General features: G+C 60.2%; 17 protein-coding genes. 10 read left to right on the forward strand and 7 right to left on the reverse strand.

Annotation, left to right across the window (positions count from 1 at the left end):
• Positions 1-152: 152 nt before the first annotated feature.
• From RLW55_RS03950 to RLW55_RS03965, 4 genes are all read left to right on the forward strand, one after another.
• The gene (locus RLW55_RS03950) at positions 153-434 is read left to right on the forward strand and encodes a hypothetical protein (protein ID WP_409561776.1); all 282 of its coding nucleotides are present in this window, start codon (positions 153-155) and stop codon (positions 432-434) included.
• A gap of 317 nt (positions 435-751) precedes the next feature.
• Positions 752-2,179 carry a cytochrome ubiquinol oxidase subunit I gene (locus tag RLW55_RS03955; RefSeq protein ID WP_423415644.1) on the forward strand — a complete coding sequence of 476 codons (1,428 nt, stop codon included), beginning with the start codon at positions 752-754 and terminating at the stop codon, positions 2,177-2,179.
• A gap of 19 nt (positions 2,180-2,198) precedes the next feature.
• Positions 2,199-3,206 carry a cytochrome d ubiquinol oxidase subunit II gene (gene cydB, locus RLW55_RS03960; protein ID WP_423416375.1) on the forward strand — a complete coding sequence of 336 codons (1,008 nt, stop codon included), beginning with the start codon at positions 2,199-2,201 and terminating at the stop codon, positions 3,204-3,206.
• On the forward strand, positions 3,206-3,352 hold the full coding sequence (locus tag RLW55_RS03965) for a DUF2474 domain-containing protein (protein WP_423415645.1): 147 nt from the start codon (positions 3,206-3,208) through the stop codon (positions 3,350-3,352). The genes cydB and RLW55_RS03965 overlap by 1 nt, the downstream gene beginning before the upstream one ends.
• Positions 3,353-3,372: 20 nt before the next feature.
• Here the strand turns inward: RLW55_RS03965 and RLW55_RS03970 are convergent, their stop codons facing one another.
• The 4 genes from RLW55_RS03970 to RLW55_RS03985 all read right to left on the reverse strand — a co-directional run bounded on the left by RLW55_RS03970 (position 3,373) and on the right by RLW55_RS03985 (position 7,749).
• Positions 3,373-3,921 carry an RNA pyrophosphohydrolase gene (locus tag RLW55_RS03970; RefSeq protein WP_423415646.1) on the reverse strand — a complete coding sequence of 183 codons (549 nt, stop codon included), beginning with the start codon at positions 3,919-3,921 and terminating at the stop codon, positions 3,373-3,375.
• 163 nt (positions 3,922-4,084) lie between these two features.
• Positions 4,085-4,618: an RNA pyrophosphohydrolase gene (locus tag RLW55_RS03975; RefSeq protein ID WP_423415647.1), complete on the reverse strand. Its 534-nt coding sequence runs from the start codon at positions 4,616-4,618 to the stop codon at positions 4,085-4,087.
• A 93-nt stretch (positions 4,619-4,711) separates the two neighbouring features.
• Positions 4,712-6,160 carry a S41 family peptidase gene (locus RLW55_RS03980; RefSeq protein WP_423415648.1) on the reverse strand — a complete coding sequence of 483 codons (1,449 nt, stop codon included), beginning with the start codon at positions 6,158-6,160 and terminating at the stop codon, positions 4,712-4,714.
• On the reverse strand, positions 6,160-7,749 hold the full coding sequence (locus tag RLW55_RS03985) for a murein hydrolase activator EnvC family protein (RefSeq protein ID WP_423415649.1): 1,590 nt from the start codon (positions 7,747-7,749) through the stop codon (positions 6,160-6,162). Before RLW55_RS03985 ends, RLW55_RS03980 begins: the two co-directional genes overlap by 1 nt.
• A gap of 231 nt (positions 7,750-7,980) precedes the next feature.
• On the opposite strand from RLW55_RS03985, the gene RLW55_RS03990 reads away from it, so the two are divergent.
• The 5 genes from RLW55_RS03990 (at position 7,981) to RLW55_RS04010 (ending at position 11,824) form a co-directional block, all read left to right on the forward strand.
• Positions 7,981-8,169, forward strand: a complete 189-nt coding sequence (locus tag RLW55_RS03990; RefSeq protein WP_013950485.1) for a twin transmembrane helix small protein — start codon at positions 7,981-7,983, stop codon at positions 8,167-8,169.
• A 68-nt stretch (positions 8,170-8,237) separates the two neighbouring features.
• Positions 8,238-8,819 (forward strand): cob(I)yrinic acid a,c-diamide adenosyltransferase, encoded by a 582-nt coding sequence (locus RLW55_RS03995; protein ID WP_423415650.1) that lies wholly within the window; start codon positions 8,238-8,240, stop codon positions 8,817-8,819.
• 327 nt (positions 8,820-9,146) lie between these two features.
• On the forward strand, positions 9,147-9,902 hold the full coding sequence (locus RLW55_RS04000; RefSeq protein WP_409561768.1) for an electron transfer flavoprotein subunit beta/FixA family protein: 756 nt from the start codon (positions 9,147-9,149) through the stop codon (positions 9,900-9,902).
• A 2-nt stretch (positions 9,903-9,904) separates the two neighbouring features.
• Entirely contained in the window at positions 9,905-10,849 is a 945-nt protein-coding gene (locus RLW55_RS04005; RefSeq protein WP_409561767.1) for an electron transfer flavoprotein subunit alpha/FixB family protein, read from the forward strand.
• A gap of 45 nt (positions 10,850-10,894) precedes the next feature.
• A complete protein-coding gene (locus tag RLW55_RS04010) occupies positions 10,895-11,824 on the forward strand; it encodes a 3-hydroxybutyryl-CoA dehydrogenase (RefSeq protein ID WP_423415651.1) in 930 nt (309 codons plus the stop codon).
• Positions 11,825-11,828: 4 nt separating this feature from the next.
• Here the strand turns inward: RLW55_RS04010 and RLW55_RS04015 are convergent, their stop codons facing one another.
• Positions 11,829-12,641, reverse strand: a complete 813-nt coding sequence (locus RLW55_RS04015; RefSeq protein WP_423415652.1) for a hypothetical protein — start codon at positions 12,639-12,641, stop codon at positions 11,829-11,831.
• A 124-nt stretch (positions 12,642-12,765) separates the two neighbouring features.
• On the opposite strand from RLW55_RS04015, the gene RLW55_RS04020 reads away from it, so the two are divergent.
• Positions 12,766-13,524, forward strand: a complete 759-nt coding sequence (locus RLW55_RS04020) for an SDR family oxidoreductase (protein WP_423415653.1) — start codon at positions 12,766-12,768, stop codon at positions 13,522-13,524.
• Positions 13,525-13,552: 28 nt separating this feature from the next.
• Here RLW55_RS04020 and RLW55_RS04025 read toward each other — a convergent pair whose 3' ends face one another.
• The gene (locus RLW55_RS04025; RefSeq protein WP_423415654.1) at positions 13,553-14,296 is read right to left on the reverse strand and encodes a pyrimidine 5'-nucleotidase; all 744 of its coding nucleotides are present in this window, start codon (positions 14,294-14,296) and stop codon (positions 13,553-13,555) included.
• Positions 14,296-15,264, reverse strand: coding sequence for an acetylglutamate kinase (gene argB, locus RLW55_RS04030; RefSeq protein ID WP_423415655.1), 969 nt, complete (start codon positions 15,262-15,264; stop codon positions 14,296-14,298). The genes RLW55_RS04025 and argB overlap by 1 nt, the downstream gene beginning before the upstream one ends.
• Positions 15,265-15,423: the final 159 nt, after the last annotated feature.

The raw sequence follows: 15,423 nt of genomic DNA on the forward strand, positions 1-15,423 counted from the left end.
GTATCCAAGAAGGCCCAACGCACCCGTGTCGGCCGGACGGCTGCTTGCAGCCGGCCCCCGGCACCCTATGTCTCAGGCAGGCTATGTCTCAGGCGGGCTATGTCTCAGGCGGGATAGACGCGGTCTCGTGGCTAAACGGTAGGAGCGTCACAATGAGAACGGGAATATTGGCGGCAGCCCTGGTTCTGGGAAGCGCCGTCCAGGCTCACGCGCAGCAAAGCGTCAGTCCGGCGCCGACGGGTGGAACTGAATCGATCATTCGAACCCCATCGAGCAGCAATAATGGCAGCAGCTACGGGACATCCGGAAATGTCGGCGCGCCGACATCGATGTATCCGCAGCGACTGCAGAATTATAACAACCCCGCTGCGAGCTATGGCCGGTTCGGAAATCCCGTCACCGGCAATACCCGCATGCGGAGCAATCGCCGTTAGGCGGATTGCCAATTGGCACTCCTCGATTTCCGATTGGCACGATAAACGCGTCCGGCATACGCGGTTGGGCGTCTTGTCTACTTCGCAACACGCATCGGCTTTTCTAATTGACAGTCCACAGCGGACTGCTCGTCATCGCTTATGGCGCTTGTCCTCCAGACATATGCGCCCGTCAGACCGTTGCTGAAGAACCCGTATTAAGTCACCGTCGCATCCGTTCTTTCTATTCGGCGACGAATGGCTCAACATAGGCAAGGCGATCGGTTCGGCATCGCGTCGAATGCGGGGTCGTGTCACGACGAGATGCCGAGGCGCAAATGATAACGACCGTATCCGCTTTGAGTGCGTTTGAGCTCGCCCGCATCCAGTTTGGGTTCACCGTCTCCTTCCACATTATCTTTCCCGCCATCACCATTGGCCTCGGAACGTATCTCGTCGTCCTCGAAGGGATGTGGCTGCTAACGAAGGATGCGACCTACCGCGATCTCTATCATTTCTGGTCGAAGGTCTTCGCTATCAACTTCGGCATGGGCGTCGTCTCCGGCCTCGTCATGGCCTACCAGTTCGGCACAAACTGGAGCGGCTTCACGGCTTTCGCAGGCGGCGTCACCGGCCCGCTTCTGACGTACGAAGTTCTGACGGCCTTTTTCCTCGAAGCCGGCTTTCTTGGTGTCATGCTGTTCGGCTGGAATAAGGTCGGTCCCGGCCTCCACTTCTTCGCGACGATCATGGTGTCGCTCGGAACGCTGCTGTCGGCCGCTTGGATTCTGGCGTCCAATAGCTGGATGCAGACGCCCGCAGGCTTCGAGGTCATCGACGGCCGCGTCGTTCCCGTCGATTGGCTGAAAGTTATTTTCAATCCGTCGTTCCCTTATCGTCTCGCGCATATGGTCGTTGCATCCGAGCTTGCCGTTGGCTTGTTCGTCGGCGCTTCCGCCGCGTGGCACCTGCTTAAGGGCCGTTCATCGCCCGCGATCCGCACCATGTTCTCGATGGCGATGTGGCTGATCCTGATCCTTGCGCCGATCCAGATTCTCGTCGGCGATCAGCACGGCCTGAACACACTGAAATACCAGCCCGCCAAGATCGCGGCCATCGAAGGCCACTGGCAAAACGAGCCGGGTCAAAGCGTCCCGCTCATTCTTTTCGGCTGGCCCGACATGAAGGCCGAGACGACGCGCTATGCGCTTGAAATCCCCGAACTCGGCTCGCTCGTGCTGACGCACAGTCTCACGGGCCACATTCCAGACCTTAAGGAATTCCCGCCGCAAGATCGTCCGAACTCCACGATTATCTTCTGGACGTTCCGCATCATGGTCGGGCTCGGCTTGCTCATGGTGGCACTCGGCTTCTGGAGCCTGTGGCTGCGCTGGAAGGAACGGCTCTATTCGTCGGACTACCTCCTCCGCTTCGCGTTGCTGATGGGTCCGGCGGGGCTGATTGCCATTCTCGCCGGTTGGCTGACGACGGAGATCGGCCGCCAGCCCTGGGTCGTCTATGGGCAATTGCGGACCGCCGACGCCGTCTCAAACCATTCGGTCCTTGCGCTATCGATCACGCTTTGCGCTTTCGTCGTTGTTTATTTCGCAGTGTTCGGCACAGGCGTCGGCTACATGCTGAAGGTCGTCAATCAAGGCCCCGACGAAAGCGGCGGACCGCAACCCGATGCGGACAAAGATCCGCACCTGCGTCCTGCGCGCCCGCTCTCTGCGGTCGAAGACAAAATCGACAATCCGGCCATTTGAGGAGACGCGAACCATGGACATCGGTATCGACCTCCCGCTTCTCTGGGCCGTGATCATCGGCTTCGGCTTGATGATGTACGTCATCATGGACGGCTTCGACCTCGGGATCGGCATTCTCTTTCCCTTCGTCAAAGACCGCAACGACCGCGATACGATGGTGAATACCGTCGCGCCGGTCTGGGACGGCAACGAGACGTGGCTAGTGCTTGGCGGCGCCGGTCTTCTTGCGGCCTTCCCGATCGCCTATTCCATCGTTCTCTCTGCCATGTATTTGCCGATCATCGCCATGCTGCTCGGACTGATCCTGCGCGGCGTCGCATTCGAATTCCGCTTCAAAGCCGACGAGGCACACAAACCGGTCTGGGATAAGGCGTTCGCCGGCGGATCGTACATGGCCACATTCTCGCAAGGCGTCGTGCTTGGCTCGTTCATCAACGGCTTCCAGGTCGAAAATCACGTCTATTCGGGCGGTGCCTTTGACTGGCTGACGCCCTTCGCAATTTTTTCCGGACTGGGCTTGATCGTCGCCTACGCGCTGCTTGGCGCGACGTGGCTGATCCTGAAGACCGAGGGCGCTTTGCTCGAACGCATGCGCGAACTGGCAAAGCCGATCGTCTTGGCCTTGCTCGCGACCATCGCCATCGTCAGCTTATGGACGCCGCTGAGCCACCCTGAGATTGCCACGCGTTGGTTCTCCTTCCCCAACATCGTGTTTTTCTCGCCGGTGCCGATCCTCGTTGTCATCGCGGCAGTGGCGTTGCTGTGGGCCATCGCACGCGACACGCACGCAATGCCGTTCCTGCTCGCGTTGGGTCTCGTTTTTCTGGGCTACAGCGGGCTCGTCATCAGCCTGTGGCCGAACATCGTGCCGCCGTCGATCTCGATCTGGGACGCAGCCTCGCCGCCGCAAAGCTTAGGCTTCACGCTCGTCGGCGCGTTGTTCACGATCCCGTTCATTCTCTTCTACACCGCGTGGGCCTACCACGTGTTCCGTGGTAAGGTGAAAGCGGGAGAGGGGTATCACTGATGCCGGGCAACGCCGAAACGAAGCCCCCATCCTGGGCGCGTCGCGTCGGCTGGCTCGTGCTGATTTGGGCGTTGAGCGTTCTGGCGCTCGGCGTGGCCGCCGGCCTGATGCGCCTTCTCATGACGCAAGCTGGCCTGACCGTCTGAACCGATAAGCCGACGAAACTTTAGCCTTCCGCAGACGGCTCAGTCGCAGGATGCGCCAGATAGGCGAAGTCGGTCGTAACCCGCTCGTAAATCCCGCGTTTGAACGGCACGATCAGTTCGGGAAGGGTTTCCATCGGCGCCCAGCGCCACATATCGAACTCGGCTTTGGTTTCCGCTTTTGCCGCGATGTCGATATCGCTGTCCTCACCGAGGAAGCGCATCGCAAACCATTTCTGCCGCTGGCCGCGATAACGGCCCTTCAACGCCACGCCGAGAAGGTGATGCGGCAGTTCATACGACAGCCATTCCGGATGCTCGGCCAGCATCTCGACATGCGTCACGCCGGTTTCTTCGCGAAGCTCCCTCAACGCGGCGATCCGCGGCGCTTCGAACTTCTCAATGCCGCCCTGCGGCATCTGCCAGATATGCGCTTGGTCGTCGCCGGCCCACTTCGGACGCCGCCGGCCAACCCAGACGAGACCGTCGCGATTGATGAGCATGATGCCGACGCCGGTCCGGAAAGGCAGAGCATTCGGAGACAAGCTGGCTGGTGTCGGCAACACTGTCATTCCTGGTTGCAACCCTCGCATTTGTGAGTTGATTGATGGCGCATCTTGATTCTGCAGAAAAACGTAGCAGCCGTATGACATTAGACTGTCATATAAACAGGAAGCGAGGACAAGTCGCTTTTTTAATCAGAATCTGAAGCAAAAATGCAGCGTTAGGGCGACGCTAGCCACGCGTCGGGCGCGCTAACGGCGCGAATTCCATCAGAACCTCGCGATAGACCGCGCGCTTGAATGGAACGATAAGGTCGAGAAGGTCATGCGCGCTAGTCCAACGCCATTCCACGAACTCAGGTTCCAGCCCCTCGCCGGGCGTGATGTTGATTTCGCTGTCCGTTCCCACGAAGCGATAGGCAAACCACATCTGCTTCTGCCCGCGATAGCGACCGCCCCAGGCGACGCCGATCAATTCAGGCGGCAAGTCGTAAGTGACCCAGCGCGATAGCTCCCCGATTTGTTCGACGGAAACCATCGCCGTTTCCTCAAACAGTTCGCGCCTCGCTGCTTTGGCGGGCTCTTCGCCAGCATCGATGCCGCCCTGCGGCATCTGCCACCAGGTCCCGCGCCCTTCCGCATCGCCCGGAATGTCGGCGCGGCGGCCTACCCAAACCAGCCCTTCGGCGTTGATGACCATCTGCCCCACGCACGGCCGATAAGGCAGATCCTCGGGATTGATATGCGGTTTCCCTGACTTACTCATGTGCGATTGCCTCGTCCCTTGTTCCGGCCGCTCCATAACACAAAGGGCGCCGTTTCCAGCGCCCTTTGAATGCCTTGAGTTCAGACGGTGGCCTTAGTTCGGCGTCACCTTCTTGTCGTCGTCGGACGACGGTGCGGCCGGGGCCTTCTTGTCGTCAGCGTCGGTCGACGGCTTGGCGGCCGGCGTGTCCGAAGGAGACGGCGCCGCGCTGGACGTCTCCGGTCCCTTCGCCTTGCCGTCGAGGAACGAGATTGCGTACTGCAACTGCGTATCCTTCGCCGCGTCCTTGTTCACGTAGGACGGCGAGCCCGAGGGTTCCGCCAGATCGTCGTCTTTCGTCTGGTCCGGATTGCTCGGGTTCTTCAGATGGCCGCGAAGGCTCGCTTCACCGCGCGGCTTTTCAGCAGCGATCTTGTCCTTCAGGTCATCCGGCACAGCCTCGGCAATGTTGATATCCGGATCGATACCCTTAGCCTGGATCGACCGGTTCGACGGCGTGTAGTAGCGCGCCGTCGTCAGACGGATCGCACCGTTTGCGCCGAGCGGAATGATCGTCTGCACCGAACCCTTGCCGAATGAGCGGGTGCCGATGACCGTCGCACGCTTGTGATCCTGCAAAGCACCAGCAACGATTTCAGACGCCGAAGCCGAACCGCCGTTGATCAGCACGACGATCTTCTTGCCGTCGCTGATATCGCCGGGACGCGCGTTCGCACGCTGCGTCTCTTCGTTGTTGCGGCCCTTGGTCAGCACGATCGCGCCCTGCTCCAGGAAGTCGTCGGACACCGCGATCGCCTGATCGAGAAGACCGCCCGGATTGTTGCGCAGGTCGATGATGTAGCCCTTGATGTTCGGACCAATTTCCTTGTCGAGCGTCTCGACGGCCTTCACGAGATTGGCGTGCGTCTGCTCGTTGAAGGTCGAGATCTTGATGTAGCCGACATCGCCTTCGACATGCGACTTAACCGGGTTGATGCGGATCACGTCGCGCACGACCTTGACGTCGAACGGCTCATCTTTGCCCTTGCGGACGATCGTCAGCGTAATGGGCGTATTGACCGGACCGCGCATCTTCTCGACTGCCTGCTCGAGCGTCAGGCCCGAGATGGCTTCGTTGTCGAGATGCGTGATGAGGTCGTTGGCCATCAGGCCGGCCTTGGATGCAGGCGTATCGTCGATCGGCGAAACGACTTTGATAACGCCGTTCTCCATCGTCACTTCGATGCCGAGACCACCGAACTCGCCGCGCGTCTGGACTTGCATATCCCGGAAATTCTTCGGGCTCATATAAGACGAGTGCGGATCGAGCGACGACAGCATGCCGTTGATCGCCGATTCGATAAGCTGCGTATCGTCGGGCTTGTCGACGTAATCGGAGCGAACGCGCTCAAGAACGTCGCCGAAAAGATCGAGCTGCTTATAGAGTTCGGAATTCTGCGATGACGTCGCCGAGTACGTCTGGGTGACATTCAGGAGCGTTGTCGCTCCGGCCAAACCCGTCATCAGCAGGAATGTCCAGAATGCATAGTCTGTCTTGCGCATTAGCCTTGTACCTTCTGCTGACCTGATGCCCACCAGGGATCGGGATCGATAGGACGTCCATCTTTACGAAGTTCAACGTATAATACGGGTCCGCTTACTGGTGTCGCGGACGACGAATTCTTTTGACCACCACTCATTGTACCGACGGGCTCTGCGGTCAGTACGAACTGTCCCGGCTGAACATCGATCTGCGATAGGCCCGCGAGCAGAACATGATAGCCGTCGCCTGCATTAATGATCAAGAGTTGCCCATAGCTGCGAAATTCGCCAGCGTAGACAACCCAGCCATCGCATGGCGACGTAACTTGGGCGGAATACCGCGTCTCGATGACAATCCCCTTGGATTGTCCGCCAAATTGCGTTTTCTCGCCGAATCCAAGGGCCCGCCGCCCCTGGGCCGGTAACGGCAGTTTGCCTCGCGCGTCCGAAAACGGGATGGCCGGTTTGATGCGGCCCGGACTACCGGGAATGAGCGACGCTCCCCCCGGCTCAAGCTCAACCATCGCAACCTTCTGGCCGTTGGGGGCAGTGGCGGCAGACGCTGGCTGCGTGCCTTGAGCCACAACCTTCGACGCCGCGGCGGCCGTTGCCGCTTTCGCTGCTGTTGCAGGCGGAGGCGCAGGCTGCACTGACGGCGTCGCCTCGGCGACCTTGGCAGTTTTGACCGCAGCGTCGTCCGCTGGTGGCGGCTTGATGATCTGCGGTCCCGATGCCGGAGCAGCCAACGCCACCTGCTGGCCCTGCGTCCGCTGACGCGCTTTCAGCTCTTCATCGTACGTGCCGAGTCCGGTCTTTTCAGAAACGGCCGTGTCGAGCTTGTTGATGAGATCGGAAAGGCTTGTGACACTCTTCGAAATGTCGGAGGTCGCGGTGCGCACCGACGCAAGCTGCGATTTCCGGTCCTGCAACGTCAGCTTCTTGGCTTCCATCAAACTCGCGAGCCGAGTGCGAGCTTCATTGAGCCGGTCCGTCTCGGCCTGAAGTCGCGCGCCTTCGGTGCGAATGTTGCCCATTACGCGCTGCAGATCGGCGAGCTGCGTCCCAAGCGCCACCGCCTGATCTCTGAGCCCCGGAAACGCCGACGACAACAGCATGGCGCTGCGAACCATCTTGAGCGCATCCTCGCGTCGCGTCACGAGAACCGGCGGCGGGTTGCGCCCCATGCGTTGAAGCGCACTGAGCAGCGCCGCGATCTCGACATGCCGCTGCGCCAGCGAGCCGCGAACGATCCGCTCCTGCTCTTCGAGTTCCGACAACCGGCCTTCGATCGCGGTCATCTTGCCTTCGCTGCGCTGAATGAGAGCAGCCGTATCGATAAGCCGGCCATTCAACTGCTCGCGTTCCGCATCGAGCTGCGCGACGTCCGATTGGATCGTCAGCTCCTTGGCCGCGTTAACGTCGAGCTCGTGCTTCTTTTCCTGCAGGACGCGCTTAGCCGTCTCGGCATCGGTCGGCAGCGGATCCTCAGCGAACAGCGGCGACGGCAGCAGCGCGAACGACAGCGCCAGCACGCCGGCAAAACCCACGCGTCCGCTCACGTCGCCGATGCGAGGCCGAAACGTCCGCAACGCAGGTTGGTTCTTTGACACGAGGCCTCAGGTTGATGGGCGCATAGGACCGGTAAGGACGGATCTCGCCCGCCTTGAAACCGGTTGTGCGAATGATGCGGCTGAAAAATTAAGGGATTTGCAGCGGAGAGCAAATTTCAAATGCGTAATGCTATGCGGACGGACAGTCTTCGACGCCTTGGCCACTTGCAGATTGCCCTGCCCCTCCGGAAGGCTTAAGCACATCGTTCGATTTCGCTGCGGACAGGCTGAATGCAATATTTTCTCTATCATGCCACTACGGTTGCCGTTTTTGCCGTTCTGATCGTCCTGCTCTTGGGCTTGTGGAACATGATGCGCGGCAGCAGCCCCAACCTGAGCCAGAAGCTGATGCGATGGCGCGTCGGGCTCCAGTTCGTCGCGATTCTCATTATTCTTGCCTACGTCATTGTGACCCACTAATGGCCGAAGTGCCCTTCGGGGCGTCACCGCCGATTTTTGGCGAAACAAGATAAACCGGATTTGAGACGATGGTCGTACTCAATCGCATCTATACCAAGACCGGCGATGCCGGCACGACGGCACTAGGAACGGGCGAGCGCGTCCCGAAAACGTCCCCGAGAATAGCGGCTTACGGCACCGTGGACGAAACAAACGCGGCCGTCGGCGTCGCTCGTACCCACCTCGCCGGGAGCGAACTTGACGTCGACGCCATGCTCCTTCGCATCCAGAACGACCTGTTCGATCTCGGCGCCGATCTCTGCGTTCCCGACAAGGGTGAAAAGCTGGCGTACGAGCCGCTTCGTGTTGCCGATGCCCAGGTGACGCGCCTCGAAGCCGAGATCGATCAGATGAATGCCGAGCTGACGCCTCTGCGCTCCTTCATTCTTCCCGGTGGCACGCCCGCCGGCGCCGCCTTGCACGTAGCGCGCACCGTCTCGCGCCGCGCCGAGCGGATGATGGTCGAACTGGCCGCCGTGCCCGGCGAAGCGGTCAGCGCGCCGGCCCTGAAATACATCAACCGTCTTTCCGACTTCCTCTTTGTCGCAAGCCGCTACGTCAACGACCGCGGCAAGGGCGATATCCTGTGGGTTCCGGGGAAAAATCGCTGACGCCAAAGCCCTGCACGCATGGGCAAATCGGCACAATCCCAAGCTTCGCAATATTCTAAGAGATGACGCGCGCCATTAGGCGAAAGACTTATCCAAGGCTGGCCTTGTTAACCTCCGCCGCGACGCAAGCGACGATTGACTTGAACCCAACCCAACCTTAGCTTTCGCTCTTCGCAGTTGCGAAAATCGCGCTTTTTTGCTGGAACTTGAACCCCGCGGGCGCGTCCCGCTCGACCCGCGAGCGGAAATGCACTGTGGAGAAACCCGCGTTCGTCCGAAGCGCGGGAAACAACAAACAGGGGAGCGCCAGAGGATCTGGCGGAAGGCATGAAGATCGTAGTGCCGGTCAAACGCGTCGTTGACTACAACGTTAAAATTCGCGTCAAGCCGGACGGCTCTGGAATCGACCTGGCGAACGTCAAGATGTCGATGAACCCGTTCGATGAAATCGCCGTCGAAGAGGCTGTGCGCCTTAAGGAAAAAAGCGGCGCCAAAGAGGTCGTTGCCGTCTCGATCGGATCGGCCAAATCTCAGGAAACGCTGCGCACCGCGCTTGCCATCGGCGCCGACCGCGCCATTCTGATCGAAACGCCTGAAGGCGCCGTCGTCGAACCGCTCGCCGTCGCCAAGCTGTTGAAAGCGCTGGTCGAAGCCGAAAAGCCCGATCTCGTCATCCTGGGCAAGCAGGCGATTGACGACGACAGCAATCAGACGGGCCAGATGCTCGCAAGCTTGCTCGACTGGCCGCAAGGCACGTTTGCCTCGAAAGTCGTGCCGGAAGCAGGCTCCATCACTGTCACGCGCGAAGTCGATGGCGGCTTGGAAACGATCAAGCTCAACCTGCCGGCGATCGTCACGACTGATCTGCGGCTCAACGAGCCGCGTTATCCGTCGCTGCCGAATATCATGAAGGCCAAGAAGAAGCCGCTCGATGTCAAGAAGCCGGAAGACTTCGGCGTCGACATCGCACCGCGGCTCAAAGTTTTGAAGACTGCCGAACCGGCGACGCGCAAAGCAGGCGTCAAGGTCGGCAGCGTTGCAGAGCTGGTCGAGAAGCTGAAAAGCGAAGCGGGAGTTCTCTAATCATGACGACACTTCTCCTCGCCGAACTTTCCGGCAAGACACTCGCACCTGCCACTGCCAAAGCGCTTTCCGCGGCGAAGGACCTTGGCGGAGACGTCCACATCCTGGTTGCTGGCTCCGACGTTGGTAGCGCCGCCGAGACCGCAACCAAGCTCGCAGGCGTTTCGAAGGTTCTCGTCGCGGACGCCCCTCAGCTCGCCAATGGATTGGCGGAAGAGGTGGCCGCGGTCATCCTGTCGATTGCGAAGGATTATTCCGCCATCGTCGCCGCCGCGACGGCGTTCGGCAAAAACGTTTTGCCGCGCGTCGCAGCCAAACTCGACGTGATGCAGATCTCCGACATCACCAAGGTCGTCTCGCCCGACACGTTCGAGCGTCCGATCTATGCCGGCAACGCCATCCAGACCGTGCAGTCGGCCGAACCGGTGAAAGTCATCACCGTCCGCACCGCTGCGTTCGCGGCCGCGCCCGAAAGTGGCTCTGCCGCCGTCGAGACGATTTCGGCCCCGGCTGCCGTGGGCATCTCGACCTTCGAGAAGGCCGAGTTGTCGAAGTCGGATCGCCCGGAGTTGACGTCCGCCAAGATCATTATTTCCGGCGGCCGCGGCATGGGCAACGGCGAGAACTTCACGAAGTATATCGAGCCGATTGCCGATAAGCTCGGCGCCGCGATGGGTGCTTCGCGTGCTGCCGTCGATGCCGGTTTCGTGCCGAACGATTGGCAGGTCGGCCAGACCGGCAAGGTTGTCGCTCCCGATCTCTATATCGCGGTCGGCATCTCCGGCGCCATCCAGCATCTCGCCGGCATGAAAGACTCCAAAGTCATCGTTGCGATCAACAAGGACGGCGATGCGCCGATCTTCCAGGTCGCCGACTACGGGCTCGTCGCGGACCTGTTCCAGGCGCTGCCCGAGCTTGATGCCGAACTGCAGAAAGCCAAGGCCTGAGATAAACGCGCTAGACAACATCGAAACCCGCGAGGACCCGACTTCATGTCGCAAGCTCAGAAGCTGATGGAAAAAGGCAAGGTCGGCGTCCAGCCTGCCCGGACGATCAGCAAGGTCGGCGTCATCGGCGCCGGCCAGATGGGCAGCGGCATCGCCCACGTCGTGGCCCTCTCGGGGTATTCGGTCGCGATCAACGACCTCAAGAAAGAGTCCTACGACAAGGGCATTGAGGTCGTCACAAAGAACATGGCGCGCCAGGTCTCCAAGGGCCTTATCAGCGAGGAAGCCCGCGATCAGGCGCTTGAACGCATCTCGTTTGCGCCGACGCTCGAAGCCTTCGGCGACTGCGATCTCGTCATCGAAGCGGCCACCGAAGACGAAAGCCTGAAACACAAGATCTTCGCCGCGCTCTGTCCGCACCTGAAGCCGACGGCGATGCTGGCGTCCAACACGTCATCGATTTCGATTACGCGTCTGGCGTCCGGCACCGACCGCCCGGAAGACTTCATCGGCATGCACTTCATGAACCCAGTGCCGCTGATGGAACTCGTCGAATTGATCCGCGGCATCGCGACGGAAGACGAGACGTTTGCTACAGCCAAGACCTTCGTCGAAAGCCTCGGCAAGAAGACGGCCGTATCGGAAGATTTTCCGGCCTTCATCGTCAACCGCATTCTGCTGCCGATGATCAACGAGGCCGTCTACACGCTGTATGAAGGCGTGGGCACCGTCGAAGCCATCGACAAGGCGATGAAGCTTGGCGCCCACCATCCAATGGGCCCGCTCGAACTCGCCGACTTTATCGGCCTCGACACCTGCCTGAGCGTCATGCAGGTGCTTTATGAAGGCCTGTCGGATTCGAAATACCGCCCCTGCCCGCTTCTCGTGAAATACGTTGAAGCCGGCTGGCTCGGTCGCAAGACCAAGCGCGGCTTCTACGATTACCGCGGCGAGAAGCCCGTCCCGACGCGCTAAAACATCAACTTCCGAAAAGCCCGCTGACTGCGCCAGCAACGCCGCCGCGTTCGATCAGCGCCCCCAGCCCCGGATAGACGACCAGCCACGACAGCGCCGCGATCGAAATCGTAACGGCAATCGCGATCGGCCATGCCATCCCCCAGAACCGCCGATGGCTTTCGGTGACGAACACCAGGATGGCAATCAGCGTCAGCACCGCCAACCCTTGCCATAGCGTTCCGAGATCGACGGCAGTTCCATTTTTCAGCAAGCCGACTGCGAGCAAAAAGAAAAAGATCGCGACAAAGCTCGACAGCAGCGCGCCATAGCTGACGCTCAAAACGCAAAGCTTCACATATGACATCGGCGACCGTTTCCGCGTCCCGAGCCACCGGCAAACGTAATATTGGATCGGCGTCAGGATCGCCATGCCGACGTATTGCACGATCTCGTTCGTGATGACCGCCGAACTGTTCGCCGTGTTGGGCACATGAAACAGCGCCGCAAACGCACGTGGCAGAAACACATAGATGAGCGTCATCTGCGCGCCGACCGTGGCCGTCAGAAACCCCCACTGCGAGCGATAGGTTGGATCGTCCGTCAACCGGATGATGGTATCGACAGGATGGCGCAGAAACGACAGCGCGACGGAGAGAATTCCGTTGCGGCCATGCGAGCTGAAAAATTCCGACGACAGGCTGCCCCAGCCTTCGGAGCTTGGCTCCGGCGCTGACGCCGCGGCCGCTTGCGTCCCGCAGGAAGTGCAGAATTTTCCTTGCAGGGCCGTCCCGCAGTTGGCGCAAAAACGCGCGCTTGCAATTCCCGCCTCGGTCATGATCGTGCCCCCACGCACCGCTCAGGTCCGGCGCACCTTTAGCATGGCCGCCCGACGCCAGAAACTGGCGCCTGTGGACATTCCACGCTATGCAGCGCCAACGCCGTTGGGATGGAATAAAAACATGATTCATACGAAGCGCGTCGCTTTGGTGACGGGCGCAGGCTCCGGCATCGGCCGCGCAGTGGCCCTGAAACTTCAGGCCAACGGCTTTGACGTCTCGCTGCTCGGCCGTCGCGTCGATGAACTGCAAAAAACGGCGGACGCCGCAACGCAGGACGGCGGCAAATGCCTCATCGCGCCTGCTGACGTCGCGGATGAAACGGCGGTTGCAAAAGCCTTCAACGCAACCCGCGAAACGTTCGGCCGCCTCGATCTTCTCTTCAACAACGCCGGCACCTTCACGCAAGGCGTTCCGATCGACGAACTGCCGCTCAGCGAATGGAAACGCGTTGTCGATGTAAATTTGACGGGATGTTTCCTCTGCGCCCGCGAAGCCGTTCGTATTATGAAGGCGCAAGATCCCAAAGGCGGCCGCATCATCAACAACGGCTCGATTTCGGCTCAAGTCCCGAGGCCGTTTTCGGTGGCGTACACGGCAACGAAGCATGCCATCACTGGGCTGACGAAGTCTCTTTCTCTCGATGGCCGCGCCGTCAACATCGCCTGCTCGCAAATCGATATCGGCAACGCCGCAACTGACCTGACATCAAAGATGGGCAGCGGCATTTTGCAAGCAAACGGCTCGACCATGGTCGAGCCGCGCATGGACGTTTCGCATGTGGCGGATGCCGTGCTCTACATCGCCAACCTGCCCCTCGACGCCAATGTTCAATCTATGACGCTGATGGCGACCACGATGCCCTTCATCGGCCGGGGTTGATATAAAATCCAAACTATCCGCTTCTGCTTCAGCGAGAGAGCTTCGGCTTCGCTTCCGTCGTCAAAAAACCCGTCAAATCCCGCGTCAGGTAATGCACGTGCTCGGGAAGCTCGCACCACTCGCGCACTTTCAATTGCGCCGGATGGTCGATGTAGTCGGAATGAACGAGCACCGTCGTCATGCCGAGGCTCGACGCCGGTTCCAGATTGTGCGGCATGTCTTCAAACATCGCCGCACGCGCGCCGGAAACGGCGTGAAGCTTCAGCATTCTGTCGAACGCTTCGCGCTCCGGCTTCGGAACATAATCCAGCGCCGCAATATCGCAGATATCCTCAAACAGATGCAGCACGCCGAGCTTCTGCGCCACGTTCTCGGCATGCCGCCGTGAGCCGTTGGTGAAAATCAACCGCCGCCCCGGCAGCGCAGCGATCGCCGCGGCAAGATCAGGCAACTCCGGCACCACCGACAAATCGATGTCGTGCACATATTCGAGAAACGGGCCCGGCTGTAGTTTATGCACCTTCATCAGGCCCGCGAGCGTCGTGCCGAATTGCCGGTAATACGCCTTCTGCAAATGCCGGGCGTGTTCACGCGGCACACCCAGCGTTTTCGCGATAAAGGCGCTCATGCGCTGATCGACTTGCGCGAACAGATCGCACGACGCCGGATAGAGCGTGTTGTCGAGATCGAAGATCCACGTCTCGACGTGATCGAAACCAGGTCGCGTCATGGCTGCAGCCGGCAAGCCTGCCTGTCCTGCCGGAGCTGCCATTAGCTGCGGCCCTTCTTGCGCTCGGCCCGTTTGACGAGGGTGCCGACGCCATGCTCGGTGAAGAGTTCGAGCAGCACGCAATGCGGCACCCGCCCGTCGATCACGACGACGCCCTCGACGCCTGCTTCGACGACTTCGATGCAGCCTTCGATCTTCGGGATCATGCCGCCGGAGATCGCGCCTTTCTTGATCATCGCTTTCGCTTCGTCGATCGTTAGACTCGGAATGAGCTGCTTGTTCTCGTCGAGGACACCCGTGACGTCGGTCAGCAGCAGCAGGCGCTTGGCTTGCATGCGCGCCGCAAGCGCCGAAGCGAACGTATCGGCGTTGACGTTCAGCGTCTCGCCTTCGCGGCTGATCGCAACCGGCGCGATGACCGGAATGAGATCGGACTTCGAAATCACTTCAACGATATGCGGATTAACTTCCAGCGGATCACCGACGTACCCGATATCGACATGCTTCATGATGTTCGACTGCGGATCGGGCATCTCCGTGATCTTTTTCGCGATCATCAGATTGGCATCTTTGCCCGAGATGCCGACGGCCTTGCCGCCCTGCCGGTTGATCGCCGACACGATCTCTTTGTTGATCTTGCCCGCGAGCACCATCTCGACGACTTCGACGGTCGGCTTGTCGGTCACCCGTAGCCCGTGGACGAAATCGGATTTGATCGCGAGCTTCTGCAGCATATTGCCGATCTGCGGCCCGCCGCCGTGCACGACGATCGGGTTGATGCCCGATTGCTTCAGATAGACGATATCCTGCGCGAACGCCTTGAACAGCGCATCATCGCCCATGGCGTTACCGCCGAATTTGATGACGACGTTCTTTTCGTCGTAATCAATGAGATGCGGAATCGCTTCCGCGAGAATGCGCGCCTGCTGATGCGCTGTCAGCGGACTTTCGGCCGACGACGCGGCTTGAGTTGCGGCAACTTTTTCCGAGAGAGGTTTCGCTGACGTCACGAGTTTCCCCCTATGGCCAAAATGCACCGCCTGGCGGGGAGCCGGGCGCGTTGTCGCGGTCTTATAGCGGCTCGGTGGCGGGTCTCAATGGATTTCCAGGCGTTGCTGCCCTGCGGGCGGTCCTGACGCAGGTAAACGCCCGCCATCTGGGGACGAAAA

Origin of the sequence: Hyphomicrobium sp. B1, from assembly GCF_049532635.1 — a bacterium.
GTDB lineage: Bacteria > Pseudomonadota > Alphaproteobacteria > Rhizobiales > Hyphomicrobiaceae > Hyphomicrobium_B.

What these genes read in the sequence shown, in the direction of transcription:
- RLW55_RS03965 (WP_423415645.1), top strand. Translation starts at nt 3,206, where the DNA reads ATGCCGGGCAACGCCGAAACGAAGCCCCCATCCTGGGCGCGTCGCGTC.
- RLW55_RS03975 (WP_423415647.1), bottom strand. Translation starts at nt 4,618, where the DNA reads ATGAGTAAGTCAGGGAAACCGCATATCAATCCCGAGGATCTGCCTTAT.
- RLW55_RS03970 (WP_423415646.1), bottom strand. Translation starts at nt 3,921, where the DNA reads ATGACAGTGTTGCCGACACCAGCCAGCTTGTCTCCGAATGCTCTGCCT.
- RLW55_RS04020 (WP_423415653.1), top strand. Translation starts at nt 12,766, where the DNA reads ATGATTCATACGAAGCGCGTCGCTTTGGTGACGGGCGCAGGCTCCGGC.
- RLW55_RS03980 (WP_423415648.1), bottom strand. Translation starts at nt 6,160, where the DNA reads ATGCGCAAGACAGACTATGCATTCTGGACATTCCTGCTGATGACGGGT.
- RLW55_RS04010 (WP_423415651.1), top strand. Translation starts at nt 10,895, where the DNA reads ATGTCGCAAGCTCAGAAGCTGATGGAAAAAGGCAAGGTCGGCGTCCAG.
- RLW55_RS03955 (WP_423415644.1), top strand. Translation starts at nt 752, where the DNA reads ATGATAACGACCGTATCCGCTTTGAGTGCGTTTGAGCTCGCCCGCATC.
- RLW55_RS04025 (WP_423415654.1), bottom strand. Translation starts at nt 14,296, where the DNA reads ATGGCAGCTCCGGCAGGACAGGCAGGCTTGCCGGCTGCAGCCATGACG.
- RLW55_RS03950 (WP_409561776.1), top strand. Translation starts at nt 153, where the DNA reads ATGAGAACGGGAATATTGGCGGCAGCCCTGGTTCTGGGAAGCGCCGTC.
- RLW55_RS04015 (WP_423415652.1), bottom strand. Translation starts at nt 12,641, where the DNA reads ATGACCGAGGCGGGAATTGCAAGCGCGCGTTTTTGCGCCAACTGCGGG.
- RLW55_RS04005 (WP_409561767.1), top strand. Translation starts at nt 9,905, where the DNA reads ATGACGACACTTCTCCTCGCCGAACTTTCCGGCAAGACACTCGCACCT.
- RLW55_RS03995 (WP_423415650.1), top strand. Translation starts at nt 8,238, where the DNA reads ATGGTCGTACTCAATCGCATCTATACCAAGACCGGCGATGCCGGCACG.
- RLW55_RS04000 (WP_409561768.1), top strand. Translation starts at nt 9,147, where the DNA reads ATGAAGATCGTAGTGCCGGTCAAACGCGTCGTTGACTACAACGTTAAA.
- RLW55_RS03990 (WP_013950485.1), top strand. Translation starts at nt 7,981, where the DNA reads ATGCAATATTTTCTCTATCATGCCACTACGGTTGCCGTTTTTGCCGTT.